This is a genomic window from Pseudoalteromonas sp. CuT4-3 (genome assembly GCF_035666335.1).
In the GTDB taxonomy this organism is placed as follows: Bacteria; Pseudomonadota; Gammaproteobacteria; order Enterobacterales; family Alteromonadaceae; genus Pseudoalteromonas; species Pseudoalteromonas atlantica.
On the sequence record NZ_CP142030.1, the window covers coordinates 429,594 to 446,600 of the forward strand.

Consider the following 17,007-nt stretch of genomic DNA (forward strand, 5'->3'; position numbering starts at 1 on the left):
ATGACATTTTAGATTTTTCAAAAATCGAGTCAGGAAATATCAAACTCGAGGCCTTTGCATTTTCGTTAAACGCGGTTGTCGATTATATAACGACCACATTTGAAAATAAGGCGCGGAGTAAAGGTATTGCGTTTGAGATTAATATTAGCGATAACGTGAAACATAACTTAGTTGGCGATGTGGTGCGTATAAACCAAGTATTAATTAACTTGTGCTCTAACGCGATTAAGTTTACCTCTAATGGAGCTGTTTCGGTGCAAATAGACGCAGAAGAAGCCCCCCATGACACCAAAAGTACTGTTTTACGCTTTAGTGTTAAAGATACCGGCATAGGTATTGATGAAAAAAGCTTACCTAACTTGTTTGAATCATTTACTCAGGCCGACAGCTCTACAACCCGAAAATACGGGGGAACTGGGTTAGGCTTAGCCATTAGTAAACGTTTATGCCAAGCAATGGGTGGCGATATTTCTGTAAGCAGTACGCAAGGTGAAGGCAGTGAGTTTATTGCTACCATAAACGTTGAGGTAAACACCCAAGCATTAATAGAAGACAGCCCACAGTTATCATTTGCTGAACCATTTGATGTATTACTAATAGATGATAACGAAGATGATTTAAGCTTAATTAAAAGTCAGCTTAGTGCAATGGGACTGCGTTGTACGCCTTGCACGCAGGCAAGTGATGCAATAGAGATAATTAAAGAAAATATAAACACTTATAAAATTATTATTGTTGATTGTGAAATGCCGACCATGAGCAGTGAAACGTTTTTTACCCGCATTTACAAAGTGAACCCACAGCTTTGCAACAATATTATTGTACTTACAGCAAGCAAAAACGACGCAATTTACGACATAGCTAAAAAAATAAACATTAAGACTATTTTGCATAAGCCTGTGCTTACCAGCGTGTTATTTGAAGCGATGAAAAGCAAAGTGGTTAGCCCTTCTACAAGTAATACCCATAAACCTGCCACCGAAAAGCCACTGCAAGGGGTAAAAATACTCGTTGTGGAAGATAACGCCATAAACAGGTTAATTGTATCCGATATATTAGCCGCCAGTGGGGCGCAAGTGCACGTAGTAGAAAATGGCTTAGAATGCATACAAACCGTAAAATTAGAAACGTTTGATATTATTTTAATGGATATTCATATGCCCATTATGGACGGTGTAGAAGCGACTAAAGTAATACGCAGTGATAGCAATACTGCGCTTGCCTCTATGCCTATCATTGCGTTAACTGCAAACGTAATGAAAGATGATATTACTCACTACCTATCTATTGGTATGAATGCACATGTTGCTAAACCAATAAAAGCTAAAACATTACGCGATACAATAATTAGCTGCTTAAATAAATAAACTTATCAATTACCTACCTTTAATAGCAGGCTTTAACGCCTGCAACGTTAAAAAACCAAACGCAAAATTTATATAAATAGGGTTTGACTCACACCTTTTAATATGTGAAATTTCATATATTCGTTTTTTCATATATATTTAGTTCGCTATAGAACTACAAGGTTAAGGATTATGAGTAAATCAATTGAACACGAGCTACCTAATTTAGAACTTTCACAAAGCACTCCTCCTACCGTTAAGGATTTCACGCTAACGTTTTCATCTCATAAACCTAAAATCTTATTGTTATACGGATCGCTAAGAGCCCGCTCATATAGCAAGTTAGTTATAGAAGAAAGTGCACGCTTGCTAACCCACTTTGGTGCTGAGGTTAAAATATTTAACCCTGAAGGTTTACCCATAACAGATAGTGAAGATGAGATGCACCCTAAGGTGCAAGAGTTGCGTGATTTAATGCTCTGGTCTGAAGGGCAAGTATGGTGCTCGCCGGAGCGACACGGTGCTATGACGAGTGTATTTAAAAACCAAATTGATTGGGTTCCATTAAACCTGGGTGGGGTAAGGCCTACACAAGGTAAAACGCTGGCTGTGCTGCAGGTTTGTGGTGGTTCGCAGTCATTTAATGTGGTTAATCAGTTACGCGTATTAGGGCGGTGGATGCGCATGGTAACTATACCTAATCAGTCATCGGTGCCTAAAGCGTTTTTAGAATTTGAAGAAAATGGCCGAATGAAGCCTTCCGCTTTTTACAATCGAATTGTGGATGTAATGGAAGAGCTCGTAAAATTTACCTTATCAATGCGCGACCAAAAAGAACACTTTGTTGATCGATACTCTGAGCGAGTAGAAACAGCAGAGCAGCTCAGTAAACGCGTAAATCAAAAAGACATTTAGGAGGTTACTGTGGGGTTATTTGAGCGCTTTTTATCGGTGTGGGTTGCGCTGGCAATCGCGGTAGGGATTGTCGCCGGTTACACCGTACCCGATGTATTTAGTGTTGTTGCAAGCTTAGAATATGCACATGTAAATATTGTTATCGCTGTACTCATTTGGTTTATGATTTACCCAATGATGGTGCAAATTGACTTCTCTTCTATTAAAGATGTAGGCAAAAAGCCTAAAGGCTTAGTACTGACAGTCGTTATCAACTGGCTCATAAAGCCCTTTACCATGGCCTTACTAGGGTGGTTATTTTTTAAAGGCATTTTTGCAGACTTTGTTGATCCACAAACGGCAACAGAATACATAGCCGGTATGATTTTATTAGGAGTAGCACCATGTACTGCAATGGTGTTTGTGTGGTGTCAATTAACAAAAGGCGATGCTAATTACACGTTAGTGCAGGTATCTATAAACGATATTATTATGATATTTGCCTTTGCGCCCATCGCAGGTTTATTACTAGGGGTAACAGACATAACGGTACCGTGGGACACGTTATTACTCTCGGTGGTTTTGTATGTACTTATTCCATTAATAGCAGGCGCTATTACCCGCAAAAAGTTAGATAAAGGTGAAGATCACACACGGTTAAATCACTTTTTAAAGGTAATGAAACCGTATTCTATAATTGGCTTACTGGCAACGGTGGCACTTTTATTTGGTTTTCAGTCTCAAACATTAATAGATAACCCAGAAGCCATTGTATTGATTGCTATTCCGTTACTTTTTCAAACGTACGGTATTTTTGCAATAGCCTATATAGCCGCAAAAAAAATGGGCCTAGGTCATAATATTGCAGCTCCAGCTTGCATGATTGCAACTTCTAACTTTTTTGAACTCGCTGTTGCCGTAGCCATTTCATTATTTGGTTTACACTCTGGTGCTGCGCTTGCCACCGTTGTAGGCGTTCTTGTTGAAGTACCTGTTATGCTTAGCTTAGTTTATTTTGCTAATAAAACGCGTCATTGGTTTAACTAGGAGAGTGTCATGGTCGTTATTCATCATAACCCTGATTGTGGTACATCGCGCAATGTATTGCAGATTATTAAAGCCGCTGGCTATACCCCCACGGTTATTGAATACCTTAAAGAGGGCTGGACAAAACCTCAATTGTTAGCGTTATTTGCCGCAGCAAACTTAACACCAAAAACAGCGTTGAGAGTGAGTAAATCGCCTGCTGAAGAGCTAGGCTTGTTAAATGAAAACGTAACAGATAAAGCTATTTTAGAGGCCATGCTTGAGCACCCTATATTGGTTAATAGACCTATAGTGTGCACCGAAAAAGGGGTTAAACTGTGCCGCCCGAGTGAGCAAGTTTTAACGCTATTAGCACAATGGCCTAAAGGTGAGCTATACAAAGAAGACGGAGAAATGATATTAAACGGGCAGGGCGAGCAACCCTAAAAGTAATAAGCTATTTGCCAAAACCCCGTTTACACGGGGTTTTTTTGTTTAGCAAGATTATAAACATTTAAACTTGCTTTGCCTGCTTGTGCTAATGACTATTTTGAACAACACTTTAAATAGTCGCGTTGCCACAGAGAGCACTATGCATAAAGCCTTAATAAAAATTGCTGAGCAAAAAAAAATAATTTACTTAACCAGTTTCACGCTGGTGGTAATTATTTTTAATATGCTTTTAAATGATACGCTCCATAAAAAAATTCATAAAAATGGTCAGCAGTTAACACAGCAAATTTTTGAGCTGCAAATTAATGCCAATGCCGATAAAGAAATAGTGCAGGCATTGGTGCAAAGTAAAGGCTTTATGCTGGCTGCACACTCCAATGCCGAACACTTCAAATACTTAGTTGATATACAGCACGATGTATTTAGCTATAAAACGCTCAGCATAAGTTTATACCACTGGCCTGCCTGGGTGGAGCAAGCCTACTTATTTTTATTATTAAATATCATTATATTAGGTGCCACTAGCTGGTGGGTTAGATGGTGGAAAGTATTAGTAAAAAAACCGGCAGCGAACCTGCCATTGCCTTACAGCAAAACTAAAGCAGCAAAAAAACTTTCTACGCAAATCACCACATTAAACTGCGAAGTAAAGTCTATGTACGGTGTTAGTGCAGCACGGCATAGCTTATTTGCCATAGTGAAATGTGATTGTGTGTTTGATGAAAATACCGATACCCAAGCAAGCTTTAAGGTATTGATAGCAAAATATTTTAAAGAGCTTCCTGCAGTATCAGTTAATGTATTTGATGCTAACAACCTTGCTATTACTTTAAATAATATCCCTGTAGCAAAGCTAGATACATACAGTGAAAGCCTACACGAATGCGTTTATCAAATTTGTAAGCGTTATCTAAGCACAGTAACGCGTAAAAACATAAAGGTTGGTCTGTGCGATTATCGATATGCTGCTGAGCAACCCGTTATTTTTAAACTCGCTAAGTCGGCCTTAGTATTTTCAGAAAAAAGCTTAATTCAGCACTGGCATAGGCTCGCGTTACAGCACGAGCAAGGGAACTTAATTTCAAGTAAGCAGGTTATTGAAAATATTAAAAAGAATAAATTTATTTTGTTCTTTCAACCGTTATTTATGATCACCAGCGGCGATATTGTACAACATGAAGTGCTAATAAGAATTAGGCAGCAACCGCATGGTTTATTAGCTGCACGCTACTTTATTAATCAAGACTTTAACAATCACCAAGCATTTGAGTTAGATAAAGCGGTGCTACTTCAAGTTAAAAAGCTTATTTTAGCTGAGCCCAGTGCTCTAACGGTGAGCGTTAATTTGCATATAAGTAATTGGTTTAACGAGCAGTTTTGGAGCTGGTTTGTCACCAATATGAAAGATTTTACGCCAAAGCGAAAATTACAGTTTGAAATTAGCGAAGCAGACTTTATTAAGTACCAAGCGCAACTAGCAGGTGCCTTTGAAAAACTGACGGCCCTACAAAGTTTGCTGGTGATTGATAATGTACAGAATGTGGAGCACATTAACCAAATTGCTTCTCAAAAATTAGTTAGCGGTATAAAACTGGGTTATCCGCTTGTTCATAATGTGGATGAAAAAACACAACAGCAAAAACAAGTTAAAAACATTGTGGCGCAAAGCAAGTTGCTCAATATACCTGTATACGCGGTGGGTGTAGAAACCCAAAAAGAGCTACTTATGTTGGCTAAACTAGGCGTAGTTGCCGCACAAGGTTTTTACTTTTCTGAGCCCTTGCAGGAATACACGCATGCCACGTTTTACTAAGGCCAGTTAATCCTTTTAAGCTAAGTACAGCCAAAAGGGCCACTCTAGCAGCGGTTGTAGAGCTCACTCGGTTACACATTGCACCGTGGTTAAACTGGCCTTAAGTAAGCATGTTTTAATGCCCAGAGGTTAATAGCCCTAGATCAGGCCACGATATTTTAGCCCATTGAGCCCCTGTAAACCGCCTGTATGAATTGCCATTATATGACTACCAGCAGCAAAGTAATCTTGCTCGATAAGTTGCCATAGTGCATACATCATTTTACCGCTGTATATAGGCTCAAGAGGTAAGTCATGTTGCTGCTGCATGCGTTGGCAAAACTGCCATAAGTCATTACTAAATTTGCCATAACCGCCATCATGAAACTCAGTAAGTAGCTGCCAATTGGATTGCTGAGCTGCTTTTTTACTGAGCGCTGTAATTTCATTGTTCAAGTACTCGGCTTGTTTTAATACCGCAATTCCTAACAGCTGTGTGGCCTCATAGCTACCTTCAATTAAGCCTGCAAGTGTTCCTCCACTTCCAGTGGGACATACTAAGTAATCATGCTTTGGTAAGCTTTTAGCAAGCTCAGCACACCCAGGCAGGGCGTATGTATTACTTCCACCTTCAGGGATTATATAGGCTTGTGTAAAGCGTGCTTGCAACTGGGCTAAATAATCAGGGTCATGGCGCTGCTTATATTCAATACGAGTTACCGCATGTAAATCCATTGCACACTGTTTAGCAAATTGTAGGGTGGGGTTTTGAGTATCTAAGTGTGGCCCTCTAATTATGGCGTGGGTTTTTATATTAAATAGTTTACCCGCCCCTGCACAGGCGTGAACATGATTAGAAAAAGCCCCCCCAAAGGTGAGTAGTTGTGTTTTATTAAGAGCTTGCATTTGCTGTAAATTATATTTTAGCTTACGCCATTTATTACCACTTATTAGCGGGTGAAGTAAGTCATCTCTTTTTATACTTAACCGTATGTTTCTCTTTTTTAGACAGTCGCTATCTATTTGTTGTATTGGACTTTCTTTTTCAATATTAAATAAGTTAAGCATTATTTCTCGCGTTTAAACTTGCAAACTAACAATCTTGTACGACACTTAATTAATCTCTTATTAACAATAGTAGCTATATGAAAAAAAAGCTGTTTTCGTTGTTATCTTGGTTAAATCGCAGTTTAGACTCAAGCACAGCGATTGGTATTGCTACTTATGCAGATACAGTAAACGCGGTGTGTTTAAAAAAAAATCAAGGGCAGTGGTACGTACATAACTCACACAGTGTGAATGTAGAGGACCGAACGGATTATACAGTCGCTATTGCAACTTGCGCAAATGAAGTTTGCGCTGAGGTGTGCCCTGTAAATTTAGTGGTTCCTCATTATTTTTATCAAATAGTGCAAATGGATAAACCCATGCTGAGTGACGAAGAGATCATTCAATCCTTACCTTGGACAACAAAAGACTTAGTTGATATTCCACCAGAGAACATTGTTGCCGACTTTATCGATTACCCAATTATTCAGCCTATGCAAAGCAGTAACTGTAGTTTATTACTAATAAACTACAGTTACTGCCTTTTATTGATAGCTTTTCAAAAATAAAGCCTGTGCTCAGAGCAATGACCTCGGAAGAAATGATTTTAGTGACCTTGTTTGGCGAAGATAAAAGCGCGCACATGCTTATAGTGCAACATGCAGGGCATGAGCCGCGTATTTTAATTATTCGTGATGGTCAGCTTTTATTAGCTAGGCGTTTAAACGGGTTTTTAGGCATTTCAGATAAAGAGCGCACACACGGTTTGGTTGAAGCCTTAGGGCTTGAGATCCAACGATCAATGGATTTTTTTGAAAGCCAACTAAAACAGCCTCCTATCAGAAGCATTCAGCTGCATTGCGATGATTTATCGTCTTTGACGTTAAGGGCAGGTCTTGCAGAATTTTTGCAAGTAAAGGTTGTTGATTTTAAACCTAATATAGATTTAGCACAGGATCTCGAACCCAGCTTTTATTACGCATTAGGCGCAGCGTACCAATTAACTGATCCGGACTCAGTGCTATGAAAACACGGATTAATTTTTACCAAAAAGCCATTAGGGTTAGGCGCGACCCCGTGCCCTTTAAAGGAATGCTGTTGCTGTGGCTAGGTACATTGCTAGTGGTTGCATTAACTTGGTTGTTTTATTTATACGAAGAGCACAATAGCCAGCAATTACTTACACAAAGCCAAGCTTATCTAAAGCAAACGCAGCAGCAATTAAACGTGGTAAAGCAGCGATTAGCTGATAAACAAAATAAATCGCATTTGATAGATGAGCTAAAAGTACTGCAACAAGACATTTTGCATAAACAGCAGGTGTTTGATTATTTAGAAAACACATCCATGCACACGAAAACGGATTATGCCGATGTGATGCGCGATTTGGCAGCGTACCACGAACCGCAAATTTGGCTTGATCGGATAAAATTTGAAGGCCAAAAAGTAATGCTCAAAGGGCGTACTCAGCAAGTTAAATTTTTACCTATTTGGCTTGCTAATCTCAAGCAATCGAGCTTTTTTAAAGGGAAGGAGTTTTCAGTGCTGGAGCTGTCGAGCAGTGATGGTGTGAGCGAGTTTAATGTGGCTACAGAGCTTAGTTCAAGTGAGGTAACACAATGAATGAGCAAAATGAAAATAAAGGCTGGCCATTATTCGTTAAATACCAAGCACAATTTGCGGCGTTACAGCAGCGGGAAAAGTATTCTGTACTGTTTGGTGGCTTATTTCTTATTGTTTATTTAGGTTTATGGTTTGTGGTGTTTCCACAGCAAGATGCAGTAAATAGTTTACGCGTGGAACAAAATATATTGTGGCAAAAACTTAATCAAAATGAAGCACAGCTCTCTATGCTTACTCAGGCATTAGAGCATGACTACACTAAAGTACTCAGAAATCAGGTAGGGCAAACCCAGCGCGAGCTAGAAGATATAAATAATAAGTTAAGCACGTTTAGCCAAGGCTTTATTTCAGCAAACAAAGTACCTGCTGTATTAAAGGATTTATTAGTAAATACTCCCGATGTGCAAGTGGTTGGCTTTAGAGTAAACCCAGCAAAAGCAATTGATGTAGAAAAACTCGGTGAGCACGATACGCAAACCTTGTTTTTCGAACATCAAATGGTGGTTACTTTGCAGGGGCGTTATTTTAGCTTACAGCAGTATTTAGAAGGCCTTAAAGCTAGCCAACAAAAGTTGTTGATACAGCAGTTTAACTATCAGGTGCAAACATACCCAAATGCAGAGTTAACATTACAAATAGCAACGGTGAGTGCCAATGAAAAATTTATCGCTTTATAGTTTGAGTGTGTGTTGCGTGTGTTTTTTTTCTGTTAGTTCAGCTGAAATACTGCGCGACCCCACTCAGCCAAGCAATGCACCAATACTAAAAGGCGCTGCAGTTAGCAATACAGCGCTGTCGTTACAGTCAATTATTAAAACCGAAAAGCAATACAAAGCGATTATTTCTAAGCAGGTGTATAAGCCAGGAGATGTAATAGGTGAATTTCGGGTGCTAACAATAAACGCCAATTCAGTGTTGTTAGCAAATGATGATAAGCAAATAAAATTAGAATTATACGACTATGAAATTAAAAAATAATATAACAAAGCCATGGCTTGCGCTTATTTTAATACCGCCTTTTTTAACGGCTTGCCATAGTTTTAAGCCCGGAAAAGAGATTCAGCCACACATAGCACAAGAGCTTGCTCCTATAAGCAATAATGCTAAAAGTGTTGCCCCGGTAAAGGTGAGTAGCGCGCTTACACAAAGCTTACTTTCATCACTTAATAGCGAGCAAAGTTTAAAAAATGAGTTAGCTGTAAAGCGTTTTGATGTAGCCGCAAAAGAGGTCGAAATAAGCTCATTTTTTAATGGATTAACTGCTGATACTCCATACAGCGTGGCAGTACACCCAAAGGTGAGCGGAGTTATTTCTTTAAATTTAAAAAACGTCACGTTTGAAGAAGTTATAGCTGTTATTAAACGCATGTCCCCGTTAGATATTGTCCAAGAAGGTCGTATTGTGCAGGTGTTACCTGCGGTCATGCGCACAGAAACTATACCGGTTAATTATTTAATGATGCAGCTCCATGGGCAATCAACGGTAAGTGTAGTTGCTGGTGGAGTGAGCCAGTTTTCACAAAACAACTCAAGTTCAAATTCAAGCTCAAACAGTAGTAATAATTCGAGCCAAAATAATCAGTTTGGCAGCGATAATCAAAATACCGAGCTAAATGGCTCTCGCATCCAAACAATTAACCAAAACGACTTTTGGAAGGAGCTTGAAGTTGCTCTTAAATCGCTTATTGGTTCAAACGATGGTCGTTATGTGGTTGCCAGCCCACAGGCAAGCTTGGTTACGGTTAATGCATTACCAAGTGAAATAAACCAGTTAAAAGACTTTTTACGTCAAAGCCAAGAAAACCTTCAGCGACAAGTTATTCTTGAGGCTAAAATTGTCGAAATAACCTTAAAAGATGAATACCAACAAGGGGTTAACTGGGAGCGGATTTCTAGAGGGTTAGAAGGTGGGGTGTCGTTTGCAACAACAGCAGGCAGCATAGGTAATTCTATTTCAGCTACTTTAGGAGGGGGCTCCTCGTTAACGATTGAAAAAGGCGACTTTAGTGGCGTAATTAGTTTGCTTGAAACGCAGGGCGACCTGCAAATGCTTTCTAACCCGCGTGTAACTGCAACAAACAATCAAAAAGCCGTGATTAAAGTGGGGCAAGATGAGTACTTTGTTACTAACGTTTCGAGCACAACAGTAACGGGCACTTCAACGACTACGTCACCAGAAATAGATTTAACTCCGTTTTTTTCGGGAATTGCCTTAGATGTCACACCACAAATCGATAAATATGGCTCAGTTATTTTGCACGTTCACCCATCGGTAACTGAAACAGAAGAGCAGCTCAAGGTGATTACATTAGATGATCAGCGTTTTGAGTTGCCGCTTGCACAAAGCAATATTCGTGAATCTGATACGGTGATCCGCGCTCAAAGTGGTGAAATAGTCGTAATTGGTGGGTTAATGCAAACCACCACAGAAGATGAAGAATCGAAAACACCTATTTTGGGCGATGTGCCAATATTAGGTAATTTGTTTAAAAGTATTAGTAAGCGTCAAGAGAAAAAAGAGCTCGTTATTTTAATCAAGCCAACGGTGGTGATGCCCGACATGTGGAAAAAGCAACAAGCTCACAGCCGCGCGCTGTTAAATACATGGTATGAGAACTAACTATGTATTTGAGCTTTTTTAATTTAAGTGAAATGCCTTTCACCTTAACCCCAAACACCGAGTTTTTTTGTGTACTTGAGCCGCACCACGAAGCGATGCAAGTACTTACCACAGCGCTAGAAATGGGGGAGGGATTTATAAAAGTAACAGGAGAAGTAGGGACAGGCAAAACCTTACTATGCAGAAAACTTTTAAATCAAATTGAAGAAGACTACTTTGTGGCTTATTTACCTAATTCTTATTTAAGCCCTGAAGAATTACGTTGGGCTATTGCTGTAGAACTTGGCATGGAGGTAGATAAAAGCCTAGATCAACAATCGTTAAGTCAGCAAATAAACCATTACTTACTAGAGCTGCAAGAAGATAACGAACGGGTTGTACTACTGATAGATGAAGCGCAGTGCCTGAGTTGGGATACTCTTGAAGCGCTTCGGTTATTTACAAACCTAGAAACCGAAACCGAAAAGCTTATTCAGGTGGTGCTATTTGGCCAACCTGAATTAGATGAAAAACTTGCTAATAGTAAAGTGAGGCAACTACGCCAGCGGATCAGCTTTTCCTACTCATTGCGTGCAATGACCGCCGGTGAAGTTATTTATTATATTAATCACCGTTTACAGGTGGCAGGCTTTAATCAGCCACCACTATTTACGAATCGTTTAGGGTTAAAAATAGCGCGTGCGAGTCGAGGAATTCCCCGTTTGGTCAATATTTTATGCCATAAAGTTTTACTGCAGGCATACGGTGAAGGCCTTAATAAAGTAACACCGCGCCATATACATCTTGCCATTGCAGACACCGAAGATTGCAAAAAGCACCATGCTAACCATTACTGGGCTTACAGCTTATTAGCTATTAGTGTTTTTGTTATTGCAATTATGTGGGTATGGAGGCAATGGTTATGAGTGTTATTAATAACATGCTAAAAAATATCGACCAGCGCCAAACTGCACAGCGTAATCAGCAAAGTGGCGGGGTCGCTATTCCCCCTGTACGCGACTACCACGATGTATTATTTAAAGTGCTGAGTGTTTTATTAGCGATTGTACTAATTTTTACAGCCTACCTTTATTTACCTTTTGCACAGGCACCACAAGCGAGTAGCGACACGGCTGAAAAAGCATATGCGGTTAATAATAACAGCCAGCCGATTGAAATTGCCCAAGCTAAAATTACCCCCGTAATTAAGCCCTTAAAACAATTAAGCGAAGAAAACACTGGCGCTAAAGCAGCTCATATTAATGCAGATACGCAAAAAGAGCTGGGGCAGGTACAAAGCAATAACGCATTGCCTGATCAGGCAAAAGACGAAATAATACAGCAACACGCTGCAGACAAAGCCGCGCTACTGAGCAAAAAAGCAAGCCCCACAGAAGCAAACGCTAAAGTAGCCACTAGCACAGAAATAAATGCCCCAGTTGAAGCAAAAAGCAGTGCACCAGTAAAAAGCATTACACAGGCTGAGCAGCCGCCCGCTGAAAATAAATTAGTAAAAACTGCCAGTGTTAAGCAAACCAAAGCCCAGCGTATAGCACTGCAATTAAAGCGTGCTAAACAAGCGTTGGAATTTGCTTTATATGATGATGCGATTAACGATTTAACCGCTATTTTACAAACACAACCTGAGCATATAGAAGCGCGTAATTTACTCGCGGCAACGTATTTTCAGCAACAAGATGTACTTATGGCTCAGCAGTTATTAGTTGCTGGCATAAAAATAAACCCTGAGGTTGTGCAGTGGCGTGTAATGCTCAGTAAAATTTTAATTATGCAACAAGAGTACGAAGGCGTGCTTAAACTGCTTATAGCCGAACTTGAGCCGCAAGCAAACTTGGAGTTTTGGGTATTAAAAGGCACTGCAGCACAAAATGCGCAGCAACATCAAATAGCGCTTGCGAGTTTTACACAGCTTACACAGCTTCAGCCTCAGCAGGCTAAATGGTGGCTGGCGTTAGCTACTTCAAAAGATGCGTTAGGGGAGTTTGCTGATGCAAAGCACCTTTATAAAGTTGCCCTAGATTTAGGCGGTTTAAATGCCGCAATGACGCAACATGCACTACAGCGCTTAGTCGCATTGAAGGAGGCTGTATGAGACCCAGTTTAAAAATGCGTTTAGGGTACTTACTCGTTCATGAGCAAATGATCACCGAAGCACAGCTAAGTGAAGCACTTAATGTGCAAGCTGCGTCAGGGCGAAAGTTAGGGGCTACATTAATTGCGCTTGAGTTTATAAGTGAGCCGCAATTATTGCGCTTTTTAGCCCAACAATTACAAATACCGTTTTTAGATATTTCGCAGCGCAAAATATCTTCAGATGTATCTAAATTACTTTCAGAGGTTTATGCCAGACGCTACCGAGCATTAGTAATAGAAGATAACGGGATTCTGTGTTAGTCGGAATGAGTGACCCCGCTGATTTGAGAGCGTTGGATCAGTTAGCGCCAATGCTAGCCCCTAAGCGAATTGAGCTTGCTGTTGTGCAAGAAAGCCAGCTTATGGCAGCGTTTGATAATGTGTACCGCCGAACAGAAGAGATTACTAACTTTGCTGAAAAGCTACACGAAGAATACGAAGACGTAGAAGAGTTTGACCTTAATTCCTTAGCAGATGAAACCTCTGACGCCACCGTAGTAAAACTACTGCAATCTATATTTGAAGATGCAGTACAAGTACGTGCCTCAGATATCCACATAGAACCCGATGAAAGGCTATTACGCATTCGCCAACGTGTTGATGGTGTATTGCAAGAGCACACATTAAACCAAGTAAAAATAGCCTCTGCTTTAGTACTTAGGCTAAAGCTTATGTCGGGGTTAGATATATCGGAGAAGCGTTTACCGCAAGACGGCCGTTTTAATATAAAAGTGCACGCGCACAGCATTGATGTACGTTTATCGACAATGCCAGTGCAATATGGCGAGTCAGTTGTGATGCGGTTGCTCGACCAATCTGCAGGGCTTTTATCGTTAGATGAAACGGGCATGCCGGTGCATATTTTAAAACGCCTGCGCAGCATTATAAAACGCCCTCATGGCATGGTGTTAGTGACTGGGCCTACCGGTTCAGGAAAAACGACCACCTTGTATGGCGCTTTAAGTGAGCTTAATCAACAAGATAGTAAAATTATTACCGTAGAAGATCCGGTTGAATACCGCATTGGACGGGTAAACCAGGTGCAAATAAACAACAAAATAGGCTTAAGTTTTGCCAGTGTATTAAGAACCACGTTACGCCAAGACCCCGATATTATTATGGTTGGCGAAATGCGTGACCAAGAAACCGTTGATATAGGCCTAAGGGCTGCATTAACAGGCCATTTAGTACTTTCTACCTTACATACCAACGATGCCATATCAAGCGCAATGCGCTTAATTGATATGGGAGCACCCGCTTATCTAGTTGCAAGCTCACTACGCGCTATTATTGCTCAGCGCTTAGTTAGGCGTATTTGCAATGAATGTAAAACACCGTATCACCCAGATAAACAAGAACAAAGCTGGCTTACCTATTTAGGCGAAGATATTAGCAGCACACAGTTTTGGCGAGGCCAAGGCTGCACAGCATGTAGCCATAGCGGCTACAAAGGCAGGGTGGGGATTTTTGAGCTGTTAGAAATGAACGACGCTATGATGGATGCCCTGCGTATTAACGACACGCAGCGTTTTGCCGAAGCGGCTAAAAATAGCGCTAATTTTGCACCGCTTTCTTATATGGCTTTAACGTATGCAAAGCAAGGCATTACCTCGTTAGATGAGGTATTTAAAATGGCTGAATATGTACCTGAAGTGGTAGGTGATGACGATGCAGCTTTATAGTTACAAAGCCAAAGACGCAAAAGGTGCGCTGGTTAAAGGGCGTGTTGAGGCAAAATAATGAGGCCGGTGTTGCCGATAGCTTATTAAAGCGCCAGTACATACCTATTTCAATTTCGTTAGTTGAAACAAAAAACAATATAAAGTTATTCGATAACTTATTTAGCGAAAAAATAACCCTTGATGACATGATCATGTTTTCACGGCAAATGTACTCTTTACTTAAAGCCGGGATCCCCATTATTAGGGCAATGATAGGGCTTGCTGATACCACGCAAAATAAAGAGTTTAAAAGTGTGTTGCTTGAAGTAACACGCCAGCTCGAACAAGGCCGTGAATTATCTAGTGCGTTAGCTATACACAACAAGGTGTTTAGCCGCTTAACTATTTCTATGGTTAAAGTCGGAGAAGGCTCGGGACGATTAGAAGATGCATTTTATCAGCTGGCTATTTACTTTGAAAAAGAGCAAGAGACTCGTAAGCGCATAAAAGCCGCTATGCGTTACCCCACTTTTGTTATTTTGGCGCTTTTAGTTGCGATGATCATATTAAATATTTTTGTGATCCCAACCTTTGCCAGCATGTTCGAAAAGTTTGATGCAGAGCTGCCTTTAATGACCCAGATCCTCATTGGCACCAGTAATTTTTTTGTCAATTATTGGTGGCTGCTAGCGCTAATGTTAGTGGGGGGAGTCGTTGCATGGCGTCGGTATTTAAATACGGCGGCTGGGCGCTTTAAGTGGGATCACCACAAACTCAAAATTCCATTTGTAGGCGATATTTTAAAACGCACCTTACTTGGCCGTTATAGCCAAAGTTTAGCCATGGTGCTGCGCTCGGGCGTCCCAATGACGACAGGGCTGTCGTTAACGGCCCATGCAGTTGATAACAGCTACATGGAAAAAGCCATTATCACCATGCGTCAAGATATCGAAAAAGGCGACAGTTTGTTGCGGGCTTCGCGAAGTAGCCAGCTATTTTCACAGTTGGTACTGCAAATGGTGGCAGTGGGTGAAGAAACCGGTCGCGTAGATGAGTTATTACAAGAAGCGGCTGATTTTTATGAACGAGAAGTCGATTACGATTTACGCAGTTTAACCGCAAAAATAGAGCCCATTTTGACGGTGTTTGTTGCCATTATGGTGCTTATTTTAGCACTCGGTATTTTTATGCCAATGTGGAACATGATGTCGGCTATTAAAGGGTAGCTATTGTGACTAACGGTCGTGTTCGTGCAACAGGTTTTTCGTTATTTGAGCTTGTTTTAGTAGTTGTTTTACTGGCAGTTATTATGGTTTTTGCTATACCTCAATACATAGGCATTAAAAATCAGGCACACAATGCGAGTGTGGATGTGGTTGCTGGTGGGTTTGCCTCTGCGGTGTTGATGGTCAAAGGTCAATGGGAATTATCGGGGCGTCCAAAGGGCGTTAATAATACAACACATATTAATTACGGAGGTGTGATTGTTGGTGTCGATGGAGAGAGAGGCACACCAACGGGTGATAAAACGACTAATACTGATACGCGGGCCAGCGCAATGACTGCACTGCAATGCCAAAAAGTATTAAGTGTAATTTTACAAGATGCGCCTACAAGCACATTAAGTACCGAGGTTTCTATAATAACCAAGGTGAGTTATTTAGTGCGTTATAACACTAAAAACAACCAGTGTATTTATTATTTAACTCATAATTTAAACACCAATAACCTACCTACCGATGGCGCCGTTATGGCTAAAAAAGTAGGGTTTTCGTACTTTCCAACAACTGGCAAAGTGCAAATTTTTAAAAACTAAGTAATTATAAAGAGGCTTACTTATGAAAACGCAGTCATTAAAACAACCAATGAATAAGCAAGCAGGTTTTACGCTTGTCGAACTAATAATTGTAATTGTAATTTTAGGTATTTTAGCGGTGACCGCTGCCCCTCGTTTTTTAAACCTGCAGGGTGATGCTAACGCTTCTACACTCGAAGGTCTACAAGGCTCAATTCGCAGTGGTATGAATATCGTAAATGGTAAATCTATTATCGCAAGTACCCATAAAAAAGATGGTGCTTCGGTTTCTGTAGATAGTGGTGCAGACGTCCCCACAGTTTATGGCTATCCCGCAGCGACAGAAGTAGCTTTTGAAGCTTTTTTAGATGTTGAATTTGCAGCTGATGATACAGCTGATTTTAACCTTGTAGAAACGTCTAATGGTACTAATGGTACTACTGATGCTGGTGCCGTACCAAAAGTTACTATTTACCCAAACAGCTATACTGCAACAGGGGATGCAACTACAGATGACAAATGTCGTATTGAGTACACTCAAGCAACGGCGACTACTGAGCCAGTGAACGTGACGCCGCCTAAAGTTGAGCTTTTTATAGAAGGCTGTTAATTACATA

16 protein-coding genes and 2 pseudogenes are annotated in these 17,007 nt (G+C 40.5%); 17 read left to right on the top strand and 1 reads right to left on the bottom strand.

Features of this window, described 5'->3' with window-relative positions; genetic code table 11:
- The first annotated feature begins 155 nt into the window (after window positions 1-155).
- The 5 genes from VOI46_RS01910 (at window position 156) to VOI46_RS01930 (ending at window position 5,532) form a co-directional block, all read left to right on the top strand.
- Window positions 156-1,367, top strand: a complete 1,212-nt coding sequence (locus VOI46_RS01910; protein ID WP_324738135.1) for a response regulator — start codon at window positions 156-158, stop codon at window positions 1,365-1,367.
- Window positions 1,368-1,538: 171 nt separating this feature from the next.
- A complete protein-coding gene (gene arsH / locus VOI46_RS01915) occupies window positions 1,539-2,261 on the top strand; it encodes an arsenical resistance protein ArsH (RefSeq protein WP_004585737.1) in 723 nt (240 codons plus the stop codon).
- Window positions 2,262-2,270: 9 nt separating this feature from the next.
- Window positions 2,271-3,287: an ACR3 family arsenite efflux transporter gene (gene arsB, locus VOI46_RS01920; protein WP_004585738.1), complete on the top strand. Its 1,017-nt coding sequence runs from the start codon at window positions 2,271-2,273 to the stop codon at window positions 3,285-3,287.
- A gap of 9 nt (window positions 3,288-3,296) precedes the next feature.
- Window positions 3,297-3,713 carry an arsenate reductase (glutaredoxin) gene (arsC, locus tag VOI46_RS01925; RefSeq protein ID WP_004585739.1) on the top strand — a complete coding sequence of 139 codons (417 nt, stop codon included), beginning with the start codon at window positions 3,297-3,299 and terminating at the stop codon, window positions 3,711-3,713.
- A 145-nt stretch (window positions 3,714-3,858) separates the two neighbouring features.
- Window positions 3,859-5,532 (top strand): EAL domain-containing protein, encoded by a 1,674-nt coding sequence (locus VOI46_RS01930; RefSeq protein ID WP_004585740.1) that lies wholly within the window; start codon window positions 3,859-3,861, stop codon window positions 5,530-5,532.
- Between the two features lie 138 nt (window positions 5,533-5,670).
- Here VOI46_RS01930 and VOI46_RS01935 read toward each other — a convergent pair whose 3' ends face one another.
- Window positions 5,671-6,579, bottom strand: a complete 909-nt coding sequence (locus tag VOI46_RS01935; protein ID WP_004585741.1) for a pyridoxal-phosphate dependent enzyme — start codon at window positions 6,577-6,579, stop codon at window positions 5,671-5,673.
- Window positions 6,580-6,656: 77 nt separating this feature from the next.
- On the opposite strand from VOI46_RS01935, the gene VOI46_RS01940 reads away from it, so the two are divergent.
- From VOI46_RS01940 to VOI46_RS01995, 12 genes and pseudogenes are all read left to right on the top strand, one after another.
- On the top strand, window positions 6,657-7,127 hold the full coding sequence (locus VOI46_RS01940; RefSeq protein ID WP_039972065.1) for a hypothetical protein: 471 nt from the start codon (window positions 6,657-6,659) through the stop codon (window positions 7,125-7,127).
- 17 nt (window positions 7,128-7,144) lie between these two features.
- Window positions 7,145-7,585, top strand: coding sequence for a hypothetical protein (locus VOI46_RS01945; protein WP_232423953.1), 441 nt, complete (start codon window positions 7,145-7,147; stop codon window positions 7,583-7,585).
- Window positions 7,582-8,181, top strand: coding sequence for a PilN domain-containing protein (locus VOI46_RS01950; protein WP_004585742.1), 600 nt, complete (start codon window positions 7,582-7,584; stop codon window positions 8,179-8,181). Before VOI46_RS01945 ends, VOI46_RS01950 begins: the two co-directional genes overlap by 4 nt.
- A complete protein-coding gene (locus VOI46_RS01955) occupies window positions 8,178-8,858 on the top strand; it encodes a hypothetical protein (protein ID WP_004585743.1) in 681 nt (226 codons plus the stop codon). The genes VOI46_RS01950 and VOI46_RS01955 overlap by 4 nt, the downstream gene beginning before the upstream one ends.
- Entirely contained in the window at window positions 8,836-9,159 is a 324-nt protein-coding gene (locus tag VOI46_RS01960; protein ID WP_004585744.1) for a mannose-sensitive agglutinin biogenesis protein MshK, read from the top strand. Before VOI46_RS01955 ends, VOI46_RS01960 begins: the two co-directional genes overlap by 23 nt.
- A complete protein-coding gene (gene mshL, locus VOI46_RS01965; RefSeq protein ID WP_004585745.1) occupies window positions 9,143-10,801 on the top strand; it encodes a pilus (MSHA type) biogenesis protein MshL in 1,659 nt (552 codons plus the stop codon). The genes VOI46_RS01960 and mshL overlap by 17 nt, the downstream gene beginning before the upstream one ends.
- A 2-nt stretch (window positions 10,802-10,803) precedes the next feature.
- Complete coding sequence (locus tag VOI46_RS01970; protein WP_004585746.1) at window positions 10,804-11,706, top strand: AAA family ATPase; 903 nt, start codon at window positions 10,804-10,806, stop codon at window positions 11,704-11,706.
- Window positions 11,703-12,893 (top strand): hypothetical protein, encoded by a 1,191-nt coding sequence (locus VOI46_RS01975; protein ID WP_004585747.1) that lies wholly within the window; start codon window positions 11,703-11,705, stop codon window positions 12,891-12,893. The genes VOI46_RS01970 and VOI46_RS01975 overlap by 4 nt, the downstream gene beginning before the upstream one ends.
- Window positions 12,890-14,616 (top strand): annotated as a pseudogene (locus VOI46_RS01980) (GspE/PulE family protein). The gene VOI46_RS01975 and the pseudogene VOI46_RS01980 overlap by 4 nt, the downstream one beginning before the upstream one ends.
- Window positions 14,603-15,821: pseudogene (locus VOI46_RS01985) on the top strand (type II secretion system F family protein). Before VOI46_RS01980 ends, VOI46_RS01985 begins: the two co-directional pseudogenes overlap by 14 nt.
- Window positions 15,822-15,826: 5 nt before the next feature.
- Complete coding sequence (locus VOI46_RS01990) at window positions 15,827-16,411, top strand: hypothetical protein (protein ID WP_004585749.1); 585 nt, start codon at window positions 15,827-15,829, stop codon at window positions 16,409-16,411.
- A 22-nt stretch (window positions 16,412-16,433) separates the two neighbouring features.
- Window positions 16,434-17,000 (top strand): prepilin-type N-terminal cleavage/methylation domain-containing protein, encoded by a 567-nt coding sequence (locus VOI46_RS01995; RefSeq protein ID WP_004585750.1) that lies wholly within the window; start codon window positions 16,434-16,436, stop codon window positions 16,998-17,000.
- Window positions 17,001-17,007 lie beyond the last annotated feature (7 nt).